Origin of the sequence: Flavobacterium plantiphilum (assembly GCF_046000495.1) — a bacterium.
GTDB classification, from domain to species: domain Bacteria; phylum Bacteroidota; class Bacteroidia; order Flavobacteriales; family Flavobacteriaceae; genus Flavobacterium; species Flavobacterium plantiphilum.
Genome location: NZ_JBELQA010000002.1, coordinates 59,770 through 81,180, shown reverse-complemented (window position 1 = coordinate 81,180; position 21,411 = coordinate 59,770). Strand labels below are relative to the sequence as shown.

15 protein-coding genes are annotated in these 21,411 nt (G+C 35.6%); 4 read left to right on the top strand and 11 right to left on the bottom strand.

Features of this window, described 5'->3' with window-relative positions; genetic code table 11:
• Positions 1–56: 56 nt before the first annotated feature.
• The 3 genes from ABS764_RS03100 to ABS764_RS03090 form a co-directional block, all read right to left on the bottom strand.
• Positions 57–401: a HopJ type III effector protein gene (locus tag ABS764_RS03100; RefSeq protein ID WP_408079874.1), complete on the bottom strand. Its 345-nt coding sequence runs from the start codon at positions 399–401 to the stop codon at positions 57–59.
• 86 nt (positions 402–487) lie between these two features.
• Entirely contained in the window at positions 488–1,213 is a 726-nt protein-coding gene (gene rsmI / locus ABS764_RS03095; RefSeq protein ID WP_408079872.1) for a 16S rRNA (cytidine(1402)-2'-O)-methyltransferase, read from the bottom strand.
• Positions 1,214–1,248: 35 nt separating this feature from the next.
• Complete coding sequence (locus ABS764_RS03090) at positions 1,249–2,274, bottom strand: hypothetical protein (protein ID WP_408079870.1); 1,026 nt, start codon at positions 2,272–2,274, stop codon at positions 1,249–1,251.
• Between the two features lie 212 nt (positions 2,275–2,486).
• On the opposite strand from ABS764_RS03090, the gene ABS764_RS03085 reads away from it, so the two are divergent.
• Both ABS764_RS03085 and ABS764_RS03080 read left to right on the top strand, forming a co-directional pair.
• On the top strand, positions 2,487–3,077 hold the full coding sequence (locus ABS764_RS03085; RefSeq protein ID WP_408079868.1) for a thymidine kinase: 591 nt from the start codon (positions 2,487–2,489) through the stop codon (positions 3,075–3,077).
• A 103-nt stretch (positions 3,078–3,180) separates the two neighbouring features.
• Positions 3,181–3,600, top strand: coding sequence for a YMGG-like glycine zipper-containing protein (locus ABS764_RS03080; protein WP_408079866.1), 420 nt, complete (start codon positions 3,181–3,183; stop codon positions 3,598–3,600).
• 67 nt (positions 3,601–3,667) lie between these two features.
• Here the strand turns inward: ABS764_RS03080 and rpoN are convergent, their stop codons facing one another.
• From rpoN to ABS764_RS03045, 7 genes are all read right to left on the bottom strand, one after another.
• Positions 3,668–5,128, bottom strand: a complete 1,461-nt coding sequence (gene rpoN / locus ABS764_RS03075; protein WP_408079864.1) for an RNA polymerase factor sigma-54 — start codon at positions 5,126–5,128, stop codon at positions 3,668–3,670.
• A 126-nt stretch (positions 5,129–5,254) separates the two neighbouring features.
• A complete protein-coding gene (gene asnS / locus ABS764_RS03070) occupies positions 5,255–6,688 on the bottom strand; it encodes an asparagine--tRNA ligase (protein ID WP_408079862.1) in 1,434 nt (477 codons plus the stop codon).
• A gap of 999 nt (positions 6,689–7,687) precedes the next feature.
• Positions 7,688–8,344 carry a hypothetical protein gene (locus ABS764_RS03065; protein WP_408079860.1) on the bottom strand — a complete coding sequence of 219 codons (657 nt, stop codon included), beginning with the start codon at positions 8,342–8,344 and terminating at the stop codon, positions 7,688–7,690.
• Positions 8,345–8,614: 270 nt separating this feature from the next.
• Positions 8,615–11,239, bottom strand: a complete 2,625-nt coding sequence (locus tag ABS764_RS03060) for an MGH1-like glycoside hydrolase domain-containing protein (RefSeq protein ID WP_408079858.1) — start codon at positions 11,237–11,239, stop codon at positions 8,615–8,617.
• A gap of 201 nt (positions 11,240–11,440) precedes the next feature.
• Positions 11,441–12,577, bottom strand: coding sequence for an MORN repeat-containing protein (locus ABS764_RS03055; RefSeq protein ID WP_408079856.1), 1,137 nt, complete (start codon positions 12,575–12,577; stop codon positions 11,441–11,443).
• 132 nt (positions 12,578–12,709) lie between these two features.
• On the bottom strand, positions 12,710–13,546 hold the full coding sequence (locus ABS764_RS03050) for a mechanosensitive ion channel family protein (protein WP_408079854.1): 837 nt from the start codon (positions 13,544–13,546) through the stop codon (positions 12,710–12,712).
• Positions 13,547–13,656: 110 nt separating this feature from the next.
• Positions 13,657–16,056 (bottom strand): efflux RND transporter permease subunit, encoded by a 2,400-nt coding sequence (locus ABS764_RS03045; protein WP_408079853.1) that lies wholly within the window; start codon positions 16,054–16,056, stop codon positions 13,657–13,659.
• A gap of 191 nt (positions 16,057–16,247) precedes the next feature.
• On the opposite strand from ABS764_RS03045, the gene ABS764_RS03040 reads away from it, so the two are divergent.
• Complete coding sequence (locus ABS764_RS03040; RefSeq protein ID WP_408080738.1) at positions 16,248–18,518, top strand: cation:proton antiporter domain-containing protein; 2,271 nt, start codon at positions 16,248–16,250, stop codon at positions 18,516–18,518.
• A gap of 3 nt (positions 18,519–18,521) precedes the next feature.
• On the top strand, positions 18,522–18,851 hold the full coding sequence (locus ABS764_RS03035) for a DMT family transporter (RefSeq protein WP_408079851.1): 330 nt from the start codon (positions 18,522–18,524) through the stop codon (positions 18,849–18,851).
• On the opposite strand, the gene ABS764_RS03030 is transcribed toward ABS764_RS03035, so the two are convergent.
• Positions 18,848–21,340 (bottom strand): DUF5686 family protein, encoded by a 2,493-nt coding sequence (locus ABS764_RS03030; protein ID WP_408079847.1) that lies wholly within the window; start codon positions 21,338–21,340, stop codon positions 18,848–18,850. The two genes, ABS764_RS03035 and ABS764_RS03030, sit on opposite strands and share 4 nt — an antisense overlap.
• Positions 21,341–21,411: the final 71 nt, after the last annotated feature.

The following is a 21,411-nucleotide window of genomic DNA, read 5'->3' as shown; positions in this document are numbered from 1 at the left end:
TTTTAGATTTCAGAATGTAACTTTTAATTGCTGCATTCTGAAATCTAAAATATATTTTATTTTGATGTCAAAGCTTCAGCTTCAAACTGGATTCCGTCCCAGCCATGAATCATAAAGTTTCTGATGTTTTGATGATTGGTTCCTTCCGGTTCTCCTAACACTTCGTCACGGTAAAAAGCACCAAAACAAGCTAATGTTTCTGCTTGAGATAAGTTTTGCAATTGGGCAAAAGCAAATAATTTACAGGAACCGGAATTAGTTCCGGCTGCATTATGGGTATTTCCATTTTGAAAAGCAGTAGGAGTAAAGTTGTAATTTTCTTCTATTACTGCTATCGTTTCAGGGAAGGTAATGGTTTCCGGTGTTTGTTTTAGTTTTTCTAAAAAGGCTTGTATGCTCATGGTTTTAAATTTTATTTTTTGCTACAGATTTAAAAAAAGTATTAAAGGATTTTTAATCTGTGTTAATCCTTTTAGTGGCTGAACTTTTATTCTTCTTTTTCTTCGTCTTTCGAAAATTTATTCTTTTTGGCTTCTTTTACAATGGTTTTTCCCGCAACCACGACTACAATTTCGCCTCTCGGTGCTGTTTTTTCAAAGTGGTCTAAAACTTCTTTAGCCGTTCCTCTTCGGTTTTCTTCGTGCATTTTAGAAAGTTCTCTGGAAACACATATTTGTCGGTCTTCGCCAAAATAAGTCACAAATTCGACTAAAGTCTTCACTAATTTATGTGGAGAAACATAGATAATCATGGTTCTGGTTTCTTCGGCTAATTCTAAATATCGGGTTTGACGGCCTTTTTTCTCCGGCAGAAAACCCTCGAACACAAATTTGTCATTAGGTAATCCGCTATTTACCAAAGCCGGAACAAAGGCAGTTGCTCCCGGAAGACATTCTACGGCAATTCCGTTTTCGACACAGGCACGCGTTAACAGAAAACCGGGATCTGAAATCGCCGGAGTTCCCGCATCTGAAATCAGAGCAATGTCCTCGCCGGCTTTTAGTCGGGTAATTACATTTTCGATGGTTTTATGCTCATTGTGCATGTGATGACTGTGCATGTGAGTACTGATCTCAAAATGCTTCAGGAGTTTTCCGCTGGTACGCGTGTCTTCGGCAAGAATCAAGTCGGCTTCTTTCAGAATCCGGATAGCTCTGAAAGTCATGTCTTCAAGATTACCTATGGGCGTGGGAACGATATATAATTTTGACATAAATTAGTTGAAACAGAGGTTGCTGTTAGGATGTTTTAAAGGAATTTTTTTTCAATAATTTCCATAAAACGCTCTTCATACTCTTCTTTCCCTTCCCAGTTATTGTAATCCGGTTTTACCATTTCATCTATAAAACTTTTAGTTTCGTAAAAATTATCATAGGTAATCAATTGGTTCATGACACGGTTATAATCTTCATTGCTGTTACCAAAAAGATGTTTCACAAAGGCAATACGGTCATTTAAATCAATATCTATTCCTTTTCCTTTTGAAAATTTATCGTTTAAGGAGGTTGGTTTTGGAGTTGATTTTTCAGTGTTTTCTACTGCTTTCTGTACGGGAGTTTCTGTGGTTTTAACAGGTTCAAAAAATACTTCTTCAGCGGGAACAGCCACATCATCTACTTTTACAAATTCCGGTTCGTTATAATTTAAACCCAATAAGTCTTCAAATGAAATTTGTACCGTTTCCGGTTTTTTAACTTCTTCTTGTTCGTCTTTTTGTTGATCTTCGGCTTCTTCTGTTAATTCAAATGCAGCGGTAAATTTTTCCTCTTCATCAGTTTCGTCCTCTTCATCCATTTCAGGTTCTGATTCATGAAATTCAATAGTGTTGTCTTCCGTTTCAGTTTCTTCCACAGTAACTAATTCGTCATCTTCATCCTCATCATCCACATTTTCCTCTTCCTCTGCTACTATTTCTTCATCGGTAACTTCTTCTTCAATACTTGTTTCAGGTTCCGTTATTTCTTCTTCATTTTCAGCAACTGCTTCTTCAGTCTGAGTATTTGGATACAGATTGCTTTCATTCATCTCTATTTGCGTTTCCACCGGAAGGGAAGCTTCTTTGTTATAAAAGCCTTCTACTTCTTTTTCAATTTCGCTATAGTTGCCAATGGTAGGTTTCGCATCGCTGTAGTTTTCTTCTACAAATTTTAAAACAGATAGTTTTTCATATAGTTTTTGGGTTTCCAAATACAATTGATTAACATCTGATTTATCTTTAATTTGTAAAATTCTGTGAGCGATGCTGATTAAATCAGCTTCTAATCTTTTTTTCATAATAGTTAAATTATAGTATGTATTTTGGCGAATGACTTTTGTTTGTACAAAGAAAAATTTGAATAAATGCTTTTTAATAAAGCAGATACAAACTCTCAAATTGCTAAAAATTTTCTACTTTTGAGAAAGTGTAAAAGTATAAAATCTTAAGCCGATTAATACGTTTACAAAGTAATAAAAACTATTCATTTTTTAAGTTAGAAAAATACAAAATGTTTCTCGAAAATACAGTAAATCATAAAGAGCAATTTGGTTGGATTGAAGTAATTTGCGGTTCCATGTTTTCGGGTAAAACAGAAGAATTAATTCGCCGGTTAAAAAGAGCCCAGTTTGCGAAACAAAAAATAGAAATTTTCAAACCGGAAATAGATACCCGTTACCATCAGGACAGGGTTGTTTCTCACGATTATAATGAAATCAGGTCCACACCGGTTCCGGCAGCTGCTAATATTGCTATTCTGGCTCAGGGCTGTGACGTAATAGGAATTGATGAGGCTCAGTTTTTTGATGATGAAATTATTACGGTTTGTAATAATCTGGCAAATCAGGGAATTCGCGTGATAGTAGCAGGATTAGATATGGATTTTAAAGGAAATCCCTTTGGCCCTATGCCCGGTTTGATGGCAACTGCTGAATATGTAACCAAAGTTCATGCGGTATGTACCAGAACCGGAAATTTAGCTCACTACAGTTTTAGAAAAACGGCTAATGATAAATTAGTGATGTTAGGTGAAACAGAGGAATACGAGCCTTTAAGCCGGGCTGCTTACTTTGAGGCTATGCAAAAAAGTCAGGAAGAATAGACAGTTAGGATTAAATTATATAATAAATTAAATAAATCTTATAATAGCTGCGTTATAGCTATTCGTATCTTTGTAAGTAATTAATTTTTAAAAAATCTAGGTCATGAAATTTATTTATGTAATGGTAGCTTCTTTGATGATTGTTTCTTGTAAAAAAGCAGATTCAGCTGGTGTTTTAGACGATAAACAAGCAAGTATTGATTCAATGAAAATGGAAATGGTCAGACAAAAAACCATTGACTCCATGAAGATAGAAATGGCTAAACAAGAAGCTGAAAAAGCGGCCAAAGAAAAAGAGGTGACGGTGATTAATAACACAACGCCACAGGCAGCTCAGACTCCGGCAGAAAGAAAAAAATGGAGTAGTACTGCTAAAGGTGCTGTTATTGGTGCTGGTGTAGGTGCTGCTACGGGAGCAATAATCAGTAAGAAAAAAGGTGAAGGTGCTATTATTGGTGGTTTAGCAGGTGCTGGTGTTGGTGCCGGTACAGGTGCTATTATAGATGGTAAGAAAAAAGAATAGAGTTAAATTTTTATAATAAAAGAAAGGCTGTTTCATGAATTTTGAAACAGCCTTTTTCGTTGTGTTTTTATATCTTTTTACGCATTCTGGCTACGGGAATATCCAGTTGCTCTCTGTATTTAGCGATAGTTCTCCGGGCAATAGGATAACCTCTTTCTTTTAATAATTCGGCTAACTGATCGTCCGGAAGTGGTTTTTTCTTGTCTTCTTCTTCAATTATATTTTGCAATATTTTTTTGATTTCCAAGGTCGAAACATCTTCTCCCTGATCGTTTTTCATGGCTTCTGAGAAAAATTCTTTTATCAGTTTAGTTCCATAAGGAGTTTCTACATATTTACTGTTAGCCACACGGGAAACGGTCGAAATATCGAGTCCTACAATATCGGCAATGTCCTTTAGAATCATCGGTTTTAGCTTGGTTTCATCGCCATCTAAGAAATAGTCTTCCTGATAATGCATAATGGCATTCATGGTTACAAACAAGGTTTCCTGACGTTGTTTGATAGCATCGATAAACCATTTGGCTGAATCCAGTTTTTGTTTGATAAACTGAACCGCCTCTTTTTGAGAATTTGATTTATCTCTGGAATCCTTATAGGTTTGCATCATTTCCTGATAATCCTTTGAAACGTGCAACGAAGGTGCATTTCTGCCGTTTAAGGTTAATTCGAGTTCGTTGTCAATAATTCTGATGGCAAAATCAGGAACTACATTTTCAGTGACTTTGTTATTTCCTGTAAAACCTCCACCCGGTTTAGGGTTTAATTTTTCGATTTCGTGAATGGCTTTTTTAAGTTGTTCATTCGAAATATTGTATTTCTGAATCAGTTTGTCGTAATGTTTTTTAGTAAAAGCATCAAACTGATTTTCAATAATGTCCGAAGCCAATTCAACCGAATCTGTCGGTGTTTTGTGCTTTAATTGCAATAAAAGACATTCCTGTAAGTCTCTGGCACCCACACCTGAAGGTTCTAACTGGTGAATGACCTGCAGCATGCGTTCTACCATGTTTTCATCGGTATAGATGGCTTGGGTAAAAGCCATATCGTCTACCATATCCGGGATACTGCGTCGAATGTAGCCCATATCGTCAATACTTCCCACCAGAAATTCAGCAATTTCTCTTTCGTGATCGTCTAGGATAAACGTATTGAGTTGGTTGATTAAATCCTGATGAAAACTAATAGGAGCAGCCAGTGGGGAGTCACGTGTTTCGTCATCATCACTGTAATTATTTGCCTGCGTTTTATAGTCAGGAGTATCATCATCACTCAGGTACTCGTCTATATTGATGTCATCGGCATCTATACTTTCAGAGTCATCGTAATCATCATATTCATCGTTTTCATATTCGTCTTTTTCATATTCCTCCTCTTCTTTTCCGGATTCCAATGCCGGATTTTCATTCATCTCTTCTAAAAGACGCTGTTCAAAGGCTTGCGTAGGCAATTGAATTAACTTCATCAGCTGAATTTGCTGTGGAGATAATTTCTGTGATAATTTTAAATTTAAGAATTGCTTTAGCATTTTTATAGTTTCTGAGTTGCTAAGGTTCTAAGTGGCTTAGTTTTCTCGTTTTTTATGAAATAAAATTAATAAAATATCTAGTTTAAAACTTAGCTGCTTAGTGTCTTAGTTACGAAGCAACTTCGATTAAAATTCAGCATTTCCAGGTGTTCTTGGAAACGGGATTACGTCACGAATATTGGTCATTCCGGTTACAAAAAGCACTAATCTTTCAAAACCGAGTCCAAAACCGGAGTGAACCGCGCTACCAAATCTTCGGGTATCCAGATACCACCATAATTCCTCTTCATCGATGCCTAAGACTTTCATTTTTTCGACCAAAACATCAAAACGTTCCTCTCTTTGCGAACCTCCTACGATTTCTCCAATTCCCGGAAAAAGGATGTCCATCGCGCGAACGGTTTTTCCGTCTTCGTTTAAACGCATGTAAAACGCTTTTATTTTAGCCGGATAATCAAACAGGATTACCGGACATTTAAAATGTTTTTCCACCAGATAACGCTCGTGTTCCGATTGTAAGTCGGCGCCCCATTCGTTAATGATATATTGAAATTTTTTCTTTTTGTTTGGAGTCGAATCTCTCAAAATGTCAATCGCCTCTGTGTAAGATACGCGTTTGAAATTGTTTTCCAAAACGAAATTCAATTTCTCCAGCAAACTCATTTCGCTTCTTTCGGCCTGTGGTTTCGATTTTTCTTCTTCTAATAAGCGACTTTCTAAGAACTTCAAATCGTCAGGACATTTGTCCATGGCGTATTTGATCACGTATTGGATAAAATCTTCGGCCAAATCCATATTGGCATCCAGATCATTGAAAGCTACTTCTGGTTCAATCATCCAGAATTCAGCCAAATGGCGCGAAGTATTCGAGTTTTCGGCTCTGAACGTTGGTCCAAAAGTATAAATCTGTCCCAGAGCCATGGCAAAAGTTTCGCCTTCCAGCTGCCCTGAAACCGTTAAATTAGTATGTTTTCCAAAGAAGTCTTTTTTGTAATCAATTTTTCCTTCTTCATTTTTTGGTAAATTCTCAATTGGTAATGAAGTCACCTGAAACATTTCGCCGGCACCTTCAGCATCAGCTCCGGTAATAATTGGTGTATTCACATACACAAACCCTTTTTGTTGGAAATAGCTATGTACCGCAAATGATAATACCGAACGCACGCGCATAATTGCCCCAAAAGTATTCGTTCTGACACGCAAATGCGCATTTTCACGTAAAAATTCCAAAGAATGTTTCTTAGGTTGCATCGGGAATTTCTCCGGGTCTGAATCTCCTAAGATTTCCAACTGAGAAACCTGGATTTCATATTTCTGTCCTGCACCTTTGCTTTCTGCTAAAGTTCCTGTAACCGAAACCGCAGCCCCGGTAGTGATTCTTTTTAAGGTTTCCTCAGGGATATTTTCAAAATCCACCACACACTGGATGTTATTGATGGTCGAACCGTCATTCAAAGCAATAAACTGATTGTTTCTAAAAGTTCTAACCCAGCCTTTAGCATTTACTTCATGAAGCGTAGTAGTGCTGCTAAGTAAGTCTTTAACTTTAGTATGCCTCATTGGTGTATCAATATTGATTAAAATAATCCTGTTTCTATGACACAAATATAATTCATTTTTTCAAAGCAGTAAACCCAATCCATTCAATTAGGAGCTCAATCCCGCTATACATTTCAATCTTATTGTTTTTAAAGGAAAAACAATAAGGATTTCCATTTCTATCGGGGCTAGGGCGTAGTGGAATTATCGGTTTTTATCGAAAAAGCTTTTATTTCACAAGGTCACACTAAGGGAACACATAGAATCACGAAGGTTTAATCCATTATTTATTAATCCTTTGGTATCGTCCTATTTTTATTAACGTAATAATTAATTTTTAAAAAGAGTAAGCATTTAACAAAGAAAAGCCACCCCGCCTTACAGGCACCCCTCCAGAGGAGGGGAAGTTGCGTGATTTTCCCCTCTGTAGGGGTGCCCAGCGGGCGGGGTGGTTCATTTACTATTCGTTAATTAATGATATTGTCCTATTTCCCCGAAATAAATTTAGGGGCTACAATATGGGGCGTTCCTACGGAACTTTTTGTAAAAATCTGGTTTAGAAATTCAATACGTTGTATACCACGCTATCTAAGAGCCGTAGGCTCGACATATTTTATAGGGATGGATTCTAATCCATCCACAATTGACGGTGCATTTTTTGAGTGCCGTAGGTACTGAATATTTAATTTACAATGTAGATTTATAAAGTATAGTAACCCGCGATTCTGGTGCTCGATTGCATCGAGTATCAAAATTATTTTTGAGCAGCAAACAAAGCGTTTTTAACGCGGGAACTATTCTCTAACATAATTAAATGTTTGCTTTAAGAAACTACAATAAAAAAAACAGAGGTAACTATTTTAAGTTATTTCTGTTTTAGTTACCCGCGTTACAAACGCTACGATTTTTCTTTTAATTGAAGTAGGTACTCGATGTAATCGAGCACCAGTTGGGGTGCCGTAGGTACGGAATAGAATGTTCAAGATTATTGGTTATAATGATTAGGTGGTCAAATATAGGTTAATACATTTTTTTATTTTTAATTCTTTTAAAAGTAAAAAAAAACATAAGGAAGTAAGCTGTAATTGGCAAATAATATTTTTTAGAAAATTCTATTACTCTTTGGTAAAAAATTTTATATTTATTTTTTTCGAGATATTCATTTTGTACTCTTTCAAGATATTCATTTTGTAACCTTCCTGAAATACAAATTATTGGTTTTATCTCAAGATATTGAATGTTTTTATCAGGTTTCGGTATTTTTGGATTTGCGAACCAGATGTCATTTTTATACACTAGGAAAGTTGGAGTTTTTTCAATATTTAAAATATCAATAACCTTGATATAAGACCAATATTGGGCTTTTTTTTCAAAATGAAATTTTATTCCTTTTATTGAATCTTTTGTTGAGATTATTTGTTTTACATTTTTTTGAGCAATTTTCAATTTTTCGGTATCAGACTCTAAATCCCCCGTTAAATTTATAGCTTTGAACTTTCTCGAGTTTAAAAATTGTGTAGTTTGTTCTTTAAAATCTTTTCCATTCCAAACATATAAACTTAATGCCCCATGGGAGGTAAATGCATCTATACTTTTCAGGTATATAATACACATAATAGGAAGCATTATTATACTAATTAATCCTGCTGAATAATATATTTTCTTATGTTTTCTCAATTTTAAAAATAAATTATAACTTATTGATATTTGGTTTTTTGTAAAGTTTTATTCTTTAAATATAATAAATTTTTTTAAAAAAACCGAATTTTCTTACTAGCCATGACAGTAGCGGCATCCTTGTAGTGGCTTACTTTAAGCCACTACAAGATACAGCGAATGGCAGGAAATATGGTAATTGAATACACCAATCTTCTGCTCCAAAATATAAAACCCCATCTCATTTTCCAAAAAAACAAGACGGGATTTTAATATAATTTTTTTTAAATTTTAACTGTTTTCTTCCAGTTCCAAAATCAAATTAGCAATCAATGCCGTCCATCCGGTTTGGTGGGAAGCGCCAAGCCCTTTTCCGGTATCGCCATCAAAAAACTCATAGAACAGATGTTCGTTTCTGAAATGTTCGTCTTTGGCAAAATGCATTTCGTGGTCGTCCGAATGGTATTGGAATTTGTCATCACTATTGCGTTCAAACAGTTTGATTAAACGTTTGGTTAGTTCGTTGGCAATTTCTTTTAAATTCATTTTAACTCCTGAACCCGTTGGGAATTCATAGATGTACGTTGGTCCATAAAAAGTATAATATTTACGCAACGACTGAATAATCATATAATTCAACGGCATCCAGATAGGGCCACGCCAGTTAGAATTTCCGCCAAACATATTCGAACGGCTTTCTCCGGGCTCGTATTGAATCTGGTGACGTCCATGATGTTCAAAAACAAATGGATGATCCTTGTGGAATTTAGACAGGGAACGTATTCCGTAATCCGACAGGAATTCATTTTCGTCTAATAATCGAATTAAAAGATGTTCGAGTCGGAATCCGCGCATAATCGAAAACAGGAAATTTCCATCAGCATTGGCCTTTTCTAAATTCGAAATCAAAGAAGCCAGATCAGGGCGCGTTCTAATAATTTCGTTAGCTCTTTTTCTAAAATCCTGCAATTGATCGAAGAGTTCTTTGTTCATGATTTCGACCGCAAACAGTGGAATTACTCCCACCAGAGAGCGTACTTTTAGGCGCTCGGTTTTGCCATTTGCCATTTCCACTACGTCATAGTAAAAATTGTCTTCGTCATCCCAAAGCGAAATATCTTTTTTCCCGATATGATGCATCGCCCAGGCAATATTTAAAAAGTGTCTGAAAAATTTAGCCGAGACATCTTCGTAAATTTTATTCGTTTTAGCCAGTTCCAGTGACATGCGAAGCATATTCAGCGAAAACATCGCCATCCAGCTGGTAGCGTCGGCCTGTTGCATTTTTTTAATTCCTTCGGGCATGTGATTGCGGTCAAAAACTCCGATGTTATCCAGGCCTAAAAATCCTCCTTCGAACAAATCGGTTCCGCTGGTGTCTTTTTGGTTCACCCACCAGGTAAAGTTGATGAGTAATTTTTGAAAAGCAGTTTCCAGAAAATCAGTATCTGCTTTTCCGGTTTTGTTTTTGTCTTTATCGTAAACCGTCCACACTGCCCAGGAATGCACGGGAGGATTGACATCACTAAAATTCCATTCGTAAGCCGGAATTTGTCCGTTAGGATGCATGTAGCTTTCCTGTAAAACGAGCAGTAATTGCTGCTTGGCAAAATAAGGGTCAATTTCTACAAAAGAAGCCATGTGAAAAGCCAAGTCCCAGGCGGCATACCAAGGGTATTCCCATTTGTCGGGCATCGAAATCACATGACGATTGGTAAGATGTTGCCAGGAATAATTTCGCATATTCGAACGATGAGGTGGGTCTTCCTTTAGACCGCCAAAAAGCCATTTGTAAACATCGTTATAATAAAACTGCTTGGTCCATAACAAACCTGAAAAAGCACTTTTGGCGATAGCACGATGCGCTTCGGGGATTTTTTCGCTTATAGTTTCGTTGTAAAAGGTTTCGCATTCTGTTTTCCGTTGGTCAAACAAATTGTCAAAATCAGCCCAGGGATTTTCTAATAGCAGATGACTTAAACGGATTTTGATGCTTTTTTCTTCGCCGGCTTTTAATTCTAATTCATGCCATATAGCCACTTTAGTACCAAACTTCTCCGGATTTACTGTTGCTTCTCCATGGATAACATGATTGTTGATGCCGTCTTTGACGTATTTATATTCATTAGAGAAATTGTAAATGCGTTCGTTATTGGTTTCGTTTTCACAAAATAACTGCTTTCCGTCTTCATGATATAAATAATAATCTTCAATACGGCTGCTTTTAGAAAGCACTATGTTTTCAGAAACCGATTCCATATTTGGTCTCGGGTGGCGGTCGTTGTGTTTCCAGAAATTACGAAACCAGTAATGAGGCAGCACATGAATTTTGGCTGTTTCATTTCCTCTGTTCACCACGGTCACTTTCATCAGGATGTCGTCGGTTCCGGCTTTGGCATATTCGATATAACAATCAAAATAGGCATTGTTGTCAAAGCTGTTGCTGTCTAAAATTTCAAATTCCGGTTCTTCACGACTCCGTTGATTTTTGTGAACCAAATCAGTGTAAGGGAATTCGTTTTGTGGGTATTTATACAGGTATTTATTGTAGGTGTGAGTGGGAGTAGAAATTTGATGGAAATAGAGTTCTTTCACATCTTCACCATGATTTCCCTGATTATTGGTTAAACCAAATAAACGTTCTTTTAAGATAGGATCTTTTCCGTTCCAAAAAGCAGCTGCCAGACATACAATTTCTCTGGAATCACAAAAACCTGCAATCCCTTCTTCTCCCCAGCGGTAGGCATTGCTTCTTGCTTTGTCATGGTCTATAAATTCCCATGCTTCTCCGTGCTCACTATAATCTTCCCGAACGGTTCCCCATTGTCTTTCGGCTAAATAGGGACCCCATTTTTTCCAATTTCTGTAATTGTCAGCAACGGCTAATCTTTCTGTTTCTGATGTTGTCTGTCCCATATTAGTTGTGGTATTAATTCTAAAAAAAACGAATATTTAATAAATTACAGGTCTTTTATTAGATACGATTTTTAGTAAAAATAACTTTTTTTCACACAACTGTTTGTTTGTTAATGAAGTATTGTCTAATTATTGATATTGCCAAGTTTGTTTTTGTTTTTTATAAAAAAAGAAGCTGTTTTTTGATGAAATTGTAGCTCATTATTCGATTAGAACTCCATTATTATAATTGGATTTTGTTGTTCCGTCTTTTTTATAAAGAATGCCGTTAAATTCATTGTTGTTTTTCCATTCTCCCACAAATTTTTCTCCATTGGCATAATACATAGTTCCTTGACCTGTGCGTTTATTTTTTTCAAAATGACCGATATAACTGTCTCCGTTAGGCCAGCTGTAGGTTCCTTGTCCTGCCCGATAGCCTTCTTTCCATTCTCCGGAATATTTTTCTTTGTTTTCGTATGAAATTGTTCCTTGTCCGTTCATTTGGGAGTTTTTAAATTCCCCAATGTATTTTTGTTTCGTATCAATGTAAGTTCCTTTGCCGTTATGCTTTCCGTCCTTCCAATAACCAGTATAATTTTCTCTTGTAACAGCATTTGTAGTTGTCCCTAAGCCATCAAATTTACTTTCTTTCCATTGACCACTATATTTCCAGCCATCTGTATAAGTTTCTATTCCTTGACCATTTGGTTTTCCCTCTTTAAATTGACCGGTGTAAACAGCTCCATTTGGGTATTTTCTAGTTCCTTGACCATTTGGTTTTCCCTCTTTAAAATCACCGGTATAAACATCACCATTTTGGTTTATTCTGGTTCCTTTACCATTATATTTAGTGCCAGTATACATTGAGTTTTTAATAAAAATAACAAATCCTAAGTCATTACCTATGCCAGAACTCCATTTGCCAGCATATTTAGTGCCATCTGATGTGTAAAAAACACCTTGTCCGTAGAATTTGTTGTCTTTCCATTCACCAACATATTTGTTGCCAATATTATAAATTATTGAGCCTTGCCCGAAAAACTGGCCATCTTTAAAATTGCCAATATATTTAAATCCATTTTTAACTTCATAAGATCCGTATCCATCCAGTCGATTGTTTTTCCAATTGCCTTCGGCAATATTGCCATGAAAATTAGCTTTGCCCTTACCATTTGCTATTTTGGTTACTCCATCATATATAAATTCGCCTTTGTAGTAACCACAGTTTTTAGGAAAAGGACAAATATTAATTGAGTCATTTTCATTTGTGGTGTATACTTTGTCTTCGTTGCTGGTGTTTTGTGCCTGACAAACAAGGTTAAAGAATACAATAAACAGGGATAAAGTTTTGGTCATTTTGGAATTGGTTTATAGTTTAAGCTATTCCAAATATAATAATTCTAAACTTCCTTTGTAAGAAAAAACTATTTTACATAAAAAATTCCGCCTTCTGTTGAAAACGGGACTTCTGATCGTATTTTGAAAAAACTATTTCTCTTTAATAAAATGCATATCCATTTGAGGAAACGGAATGTTGAGGTTGTAATCGGCAAATTTGTTGTATACTTTTTCATTCATATCAAAAAACACATTCCAGTAATCCGGACCATCTACCCATACTCTTACGGTAAAATTCACCGAACTGTCCGCCAGTGCAGAAAGTCCCATAAAAGGCGCAGGATCTTTTAAAATTCGTTCATCCTGTGCAATGAAATCATTGATGGCTCTTTTAAAATTTTCAGTATCATCTCCATACGCAATCCCAAATGTCCAGTCTACTCTTCGTGTAGGTTCGGCAGAATAATTGATTAAAGCACCTGTGGAAAGCGGTCCGTTAGGGATGATGACTAATTTTTTATCAGGAGTATTCAGCATGGTAGAGAAAATAGTAATTTCTTTTACTGTTCCTGTAAATCCCTGAGCTTCGATAAAATCACCTAACCGGAAAGGTTTTAGAATTAAAATAATAACACCTCCGGCAAAATTCTGAAGGGTTCCTGATAATGCCATACCTACCGCTAAACCGGCAGCTCCCAGAATAGCTACAAAAGAAGTCATCTGAATGCCAATCATTCCCATTACCGTGATAGCTACTAATGCTTTAAGTACAATATTGGTTAAGCTTTTTAAGAATGGAATTAAAGAATGATCAATTCTTGATTTCTCCAGAGAGTTTCCCACTGCTTTAGTAATTATTCTGGTTGCCCATAAACCAATTACGAGAACTATAATTCCTCCAAGCAGTTTAGGTGCGTATTCAAAACCAAAGTCTATTGTTTTATCAATGTATTTGTTTACAAGAGTTACCTGTTGGTCTATAAGCATTTTAATTTTTTTTTTTTTTGTTTCTACTCGTCAGGCTTTTCGATTTCGCCCCGTTTTTTTTTGTGGTTACTGGACTCCACCTGATGAAATAAAATTATCTTAAACTCTTTTTAGTTGTCTTCCGGTTCGTCTAAATGATCTAAAACATCAATTTTAGGTTCAATAAATTCCTGTTCATTTGCCAGTGATTTGTTCAGTGTTAACACCAGACAAGGCAGTAACATTAAATTAGACAACATTCCAAAAGCAAGGGTAATAGCGATTAATCCGCCAAGGGCAACTGTTCCTCCAAAATCAGAAAGCATGAAGACAGAAAACCCCGCAAAAAGTACTACCGAAGTATAGAACATACTGATTCCGGATTCCTTAATTGTGGCAAAAACAGATTTTTTTATCTTCCAGTTGTTGTTTGTTAATTCCTGACGGTACTGTGCTAAAAAGTGAATCGTATCATCTACTGAAAGTCCGAATGCAATACTAAAAACCAATATAGTGGAAGGTTTTAACGGAATTCCAAAATACCCCATTAATCCGGCAGTAATCATCAACGGAAGTAAATTGGGGATTAAAGAAACCACCACCATTTTGAAGGAACGGAACATGAAAACCATTAACAGTGAAATTAAAAATATAGCAAAAAGGATAGAACTTACCAGATTATCCAGTAAATATTTGGTTCCTTTTTCAAAAACCAGCGCTTTTCCGGTCATGGAAACTTTATAGCGGTCTTTAGGGAAGATAGTATTGATTTTAGCCCAGAGTCTGTCTTCGATTTTAGCCATGTTTCCGGTGCCGATGTCTTTCATAAAAGTGGTAATACGGGCTACTTGTCCCGTGCTGTCCACATAACTTTTCATGATGTTTTCTTGGGAATTTTTAGTTCCGTTTTTAGCATAGCCTAAAATGAAACTTTGTTCCTGCGAAGTCGGCAAATCATAATATTCCGGATTTCCATTATAATAGGCCTGCTTAGAATATTTAACCAGATTAAGAATCGAAATTGGCTTGGATAATTCAGGGATTTCTTCAATGGTTTTTTGAAATTCGTCCATTTTTCTCATGGTCGAAAGTTTCATTACCCCTTTTTTGCGTTGGGTATCAATAGTAATTTCTAAAGGCATGACACCATTGAATTCTTTTTCGAAAAACAAAATGTCTTTAAAAAAACCGGTGTTTTTCGGCATGTCTTCTATTAAACTTCCCGATGTCTGAATTTTTAAAGCACCGATACAGCTTATAAGAAATAAAAATATCGCCACAGCATAGACATATCTGCGGTTGTAGCGGACCATTTTTTCTATCCAGGAAATAAAAACTTTGGTGTAATTCCGGCTCAGGTGTTCTAAATGTTTGTCCTTAGGAACCGGCTGGTAGCTGTAATAAATAGGAATTACAATCAGGCATAAAAAGAATAAAGCAATAATACTTAACGAAGAAACAATACCAAATTCTTTTAATAATTCGCTTTGGGTGATGATAAAAGTAGCAAAACCCGCGGCAGTGGTTAAATTAGTCATTAAAGTTGCTGTTCCCACCTTAGTAATTACCCGTTGTAAAGCACGTGCTTTGTTTCCGTGAGCACGAAATTCCTGCTGGTATTTGTTAGTCAGGAAAATACAGTTCGGGATTCCGATAACAATAACCAATGAGGGAACAATAGCAGTAAGTACTGTAATTTCATAATGGAATAGTCCCAGTAATCCAAAAGTCCACATAACCCCTGTAATAACAATGAGCATCGAAATTAAAGTGGCACGGAAAGAGCGGAAAAAGAAAAAGAATATCAATGAAGTAATTAACAGAGAAGCCCCTATGAACAGACTAATTTCATCAGTTATACTTTTGGCATTCAGTGTTCGGATGTAAGGCATTCCCGAAACACGAAGGTCTACATCGGTTTCTTTTTCAAATGCTTCAATTTTAGGAATAAAATCATTTAAAATATAATCTTTTCGGGCGGCAGTATTTACAATTTCTTTATCCATGTAAATGGCTGAGCGAACCGTTTCTTTGTTATTAAAAAGCAATCCCTCATAGAAAGGGAGTTTGGTAAACAAATCTTTTTTAAGGCTGTTCAGGTACGCCTGATCTTTCGTTTTACTCTGATCTACAAAGGGAACCAGCTCAAAACTTTCTATCACTTCGTTTTTTTGCAGCTTCTTTAAATCACTTACTGAGACTACTAAATCAATTTCTTTGTTCGATTTTAAATCCAGCATTAATTTATTCCAGGCAGTAAAAACTTTCGGGGTAAAGAAAACATCGTCTTTTACACCTACGACAATTAAATTTCCTTCTTCTCCAAATTCTTTTAAAAAAGCATTGTATTCTTTATTTATAATATTGTTGTCAGGAAGTAAATTAGCTTCAGTAAATGAAAAACGGATATTTTTCCATTGTAAACCTAAAAATAAAGTTATCAGAAAAATAAGTCCTAAAATGGCAATACGGTTTTTAAGTACAATTCGGGCTACAAATTCCCAAAATCCCACTTTTAATTTCTTTTTCATAAAGTTTTAAAATGGCTGCAAATGTAGTGAAAACCATAGCAAAGGAGTAATTTTTTTGTAAATTTTAAATCAATTTTAGGGTTTTATCAGGCCTGTTTTTTTATTTTGAAATTAATATCAGCCGTGTAAATTCTATCAAAGAATTTAGCATCTTTGTGTGGAATTAAATCAATTATTGTGGCGATATGGTTTTGAAAAAATATAAAAATTCGTTGTTCTATTTTGGGGTTACGGGAGCCTTCTCGGTATTGATTTACTGGATCATCCAAAAAGGGAAATTACTGGAATTAAAGAAGTCAAATATTGCAGTTCATATTCAAAATGACTCTTTTAATGATTTTATAGATTCGATGCTGCATAATTTTAAAGATCCGCTGGCAATCTTACTGGCACAAATCGTTATGATTATCTTAACGGCACGAATTTTTGGATGGTTTTTTAAAAAAATCGGTCAGCCTACGGTTATTGGAGAAATAATCGCCGGAATAGTGCTGGGGCCTTCTCTGGTAGGGATGTATTTTCCGGAATTTTCAGCTGCATTATTTCCCGAAGAATCTTTAGGAAACCTCAAGTTTTTAAGTCAGATAGGTTTGATTCTTTTCATGTTTGTCATCGGAATGGAATTAGATGTAAAAGTCCTGAAAAATAAGGCTAGTGAGGCCATTGTTATCAGTCACGCCAGTATTATAATTCCTTTTGCTATGGGAATTGGCCTGTCATATTTTGTCTACAATCAGTTTGCGCCGGAAGGTGTCGAGTTTTTATCGTTCAGTCTCTTTATGGGTATTGCGATGAGTATTACCGCATTTCCTGTTCTGGCACGTATTGTTCAGGAACGCGGAATTCATAAAACACGTTTGGGTGCTATTGTGATTACCTGCGCTGCGGCCGATGATATAACCGCCTGGTGTTTGCTGGCTGTGGTAATTGCCATTGTAAAAGCGGGGGATTTTGTGGGATCACTTTATGTAATTTCGCTGGCTTTACTGTATGTTTTAACCATGCTTTATATCGTAAAACCTTTTTTGAAAAGGATAGGAGATTTGTATGCAGAAAAAGAAAATATCGGAAAACCCGTTATGGCTTTGTTTCTGTTGCTGCTGATTCTTTCCTCTTATGCCACTGAAGTAATAGGAATTCATGCGCTTTTCGGAGGTTTTATGATGGGAGCTATAATGCCTGATATTGCTAAATTCCGAATGATATTTATTGAAAAAGTAGAAGATGTATCGGTGATATTATTGTTGCCGTTATTTTTTGTTTTTACCGGTCTGCATACTCAGGTGGGCTTAATTAATGATGTTTATTTATGGAAAGTGACCGGAGCTATTATTGCAGTGGCTGTCATAGGTAAGTTTTTAGGAAGTGCTTTTGCGGCGAGATTTGTAGGGCAAAATTGGCATGACAGTTTAACTATTGGTGCTTTAATGAATACCAGAGGTTTAATGGAACTGATTGTTTTGAACATCGGTTTGGAATTAAAGGTTCTGACACCGGAAGTTTTCACCATGATGGTCATTATGGCATTGGTTACTACTTTTATGACCGGACCTGCACTAAATGTACTTGGTTTTGTTTTTAAGCATAAAAATGAAACAGAGTCCGTAGAAGTTGTTGATGAAAATAAATACCGGATTTTAATTTCGTTTGGGAATAATGAAAAAGGCAAATCATTACTGCGTCTGGCTAATAGTTTAACCAAAAAACAAAAAACAGCTTCGGTAATTACGGCAATGCATCTTTGTCAAAGTGATGAATTGCATTCATTTAATATGGAAGAAATAGAAAAAGAAAGTTTCGAACCTATATTTGATGAGTCTGAGCAGTTAGGGGTAAAACTGTTTTCTATTTTTAAAGTGACGAATGATATTGAAAATGAAATTGCCGATGTAGCTAATAATGGCGACTATGATTTGCTTTTAGTAGGTTTGGGAAAATCAATTTTTGAAGGGAGTTTGTTGGGAAAAGTGATTGGTTTTACTACCCGGATAATCAATCCCGACCGCTTGCTGGATAAATTCAAAGGAAAGGAGGGCTTATTTGAAAATTCTCCCTTTGATGAAAGAACAAGGCAAATCGTGGCCAAAACTAAAAAACCACTGGGAATTTTAATTGATAATGATTTTGAAGCATTAAATCAGGTTTTTGTACCACTTTTAAAATCAGATGATGCTATATTAATGGATTATGTTCAGAAGATGATTTTAAACAACAATTCTAAAATCAATATTCTGGACAGCAATGATTTTGTGAAAAATAATTTTGTGATTCAAAGTACAGTTGTTACTTTGTTGCAAAAATTCCCTAACAATATAACAGTAATTACAAATTCAGATTTGAATACTACTTTTTTTGAACAGCAGGATCTGATGCTGATTAGTTTAGAAAGCTGGAAAAGCATCATCGATAGTGAAGCAGACTGGTTAGTAAATGTTTCTTCTGTTTTAATTATAAAATCATAAAAGATGAGTTGGATTTTCTTGATAATAGGCGGATTGTTTGAAGTAGCTTTTGCTTCCTGTCTGGGTAAGGCCAAAGAAACGACCGGAATGGAATCGGCCTGGTGGATGATTGGTTTTTTACTGAGTTTAACAGTAAGTATGTTTTTATTGTATAAAGCGACACAGGAATTGCCTATTGGTACAGCTTATGCGGTCTGGACAGGAATAGGAGCTGTAGGAACTGTTTTAGTTGGAATTTTAGTGTTTAAAGAACCCGCTACTTTCTGGAGAATCTTTTTTATTATAACACTTATAGCTTCTATCATCGGATTAAAATTTGTCTCGAATCATTAGAATCCTAAATTCAGTACAAAACTTAGTTTTATAGCAATATTGTCTTCAAATTTTGGCAGTTGATTAGGACCATAACGGTAAAAAGTGGTTAAACCCAGACCGTTGAAAATTTGATTCAATTCGATACCCGATTCGAAAAAGCCATCTTTCAGCGTTTTAAAATTCAGGCCGGCATGCTGCTCCGGATGATCTAAATTTCCCCAGGCTGCACGAGTCACTAACACAAGTGAAGGTTTTACTTTTTGAAATAAAGTAACACGGTTAAAAGCATGTTTGAATTGGAAAAAAGCATATTTATTAGAGAAAAATTCATTGAAAAACATCGTTTCAAAACTGTTTTTACCTCCAAAAGTAATTCTTTCCAGTATGGTTTCTTTAGTGATGTTGTTAGGTGAAGTATTGTATAAATGTGTAATAGGAATGTTGCCTAAAGCATAGCCCGCCTGAAGCAGCAAGCTGGTTTTCTGCCCATTTAAGTATTTCTTCTCATATTCAGTTTTGAAATCAAATTTGCTGAAATTAAAATCATTATCCCATAATCTCCCTAAGGACTGGCTGTATTGAAAACTGAATTTAGGGAAGCGTTTTTCGGTTTCAATCCGGTCGGTTGGGGTTTGCATAAAATCACTAAACGGACTCCATTGTATAGAAACCATTGCGGTCGTCATGGTGTATGAAGTATGTAATTTTCCGTTATAAAGAAAAGCATAATTAAATTTAGGTTCAATCAGGCTGTGATTAACTTCCCAGATGCTTTCTGTTTTTGGAATTTTTCTGGTTTCAAAATAGGCTTTCCAACTTATATAATTATAAAAAGTACTGATGTTAATGGGTCTTGGATCGTATATTTTAAAAGGTTTTTTTTCGATTGAAAAAGTAGTGCTCGCAATTTCTCTGACATCATCCGTATAGGCAAAACCAAGCCAGGAATTGGTTTGTTTTTCAAGTCTTACCGCTGCGCCCAGACTACCTTTAAATATTCCGTCTTTAGTACCATAAGCATAATAACCTTCTACTCTGAAATTTTTCGAAAGACGTTCATTTGTAACACCTCCTAAGCCTAAACGGAATCCTTCGTAGTTGTTATAACTGAAAATTTTGCGTAAATCCATGTCAAAAATACCAATGGGTAAATAGCCATTGATAATTTTCTTGCCTAAACGGACTCTGCTGGCAATTTTTTTTCTGGATGCGATGCTGTCTAATTCTATATAAGTTTGCTTGGAACGATTGTCAATACTGTCTTTGCGATATTTATTCCAGAAAGGTTCTGTTTTATCAAAGGCATTTTGTTCTATTTCTACGGCAAAATAAGGATTTTTTAGAACCGTTTTTTTGTTTTTTTCCAGGTCAAAATTATAGCTTTCTGAATGCAGGTAGATATAATCCGAAGGCTGCTTTTTTCGGGATTTAAAATCATCCACATCGCCGTCAAACTGAATGGTTCCTCCAAATATTCTGATGTCATCGTCATTTTTTCCTTTTATAATCCGGAAGTTTTTATGTACAGGAAACCAGATGTTTTCATCCGGGAAATATTCAAATTCATGATTGCTGCTAATGTTTAATAAGCCTCGAATCCGCAGGATAGCTTTTGCCACAGCATAACTGTTCTGATCAATATATAAAACACCTTCAAGCCCTTTGGACTTATTTTTCTTTTTATTTTTAAAATAAATCATATAGGAATTCCGACCGTTAATGGTGACGGTGTCCAGTAATTTATAATGATATTCTTCTACTGCATTATCGGCTATCGGACTGATGTATTTGGTTTCAAACAATTCGTATTTAGTATCATAAATAGAAAATGATTGCAGATTAAAAGACAGGATTTCGTATAAAGGCTGTTTTAGGCCTGCCATTTTAGTTCCTAAAATAGTTTCTTTTAAGGTGTTGTCGTCAAACTGAAACTGGGATACTTTTTCGGTTTGAAACAAATGCCGGGTGCTTACTGTATTCTTAAATTTGTAATTAGTGGAGTCAATTTTATAATATATGCCGTTTTTAGTTCTTTTAACAACAATAGAATCAATCTGCCCTGAAATAGAATCAGGATTTGCCGAAACAATGAGTTTGTTGTATGTTTTATACGTAAAGTGAGGCAGTCTCTTTTGCGGATTATTGTTGTCTTTGAGTGCAATTGTTTTTGTTATAACAGATAAAGCCGCATTTTCGGGATTAATTACAACTTCGTTTAAATGATCCGTTTGTTGTTTCAGGGAGATGTTATAAAAGCTATTGTTTCTTTGAACAGTCGTTTTATTGGTATTATAACCAATATAAGAAACTGTGAAAAAAGTAATAGGGCTCAGCGAACTAACAGAAAATTTCCCATCTACATCAGTAACACTGCTGATGCCGTTATTAGTAGTAATAGTAGCAAAAGCTAATGCCTGATTAGAAAAAGATTCTTTTACAATTCCGTTGATTTGAAATTGTGCCTGAAGCGAAACCGTGAACAAAAGGAATAAGAAAAGCTGCTTCATAAGGGATATTTGTATCAAAACGCCTGTAAAGCCGTTTTGGTATCGCAAAAGTAATAATAAAAAATCCGTCC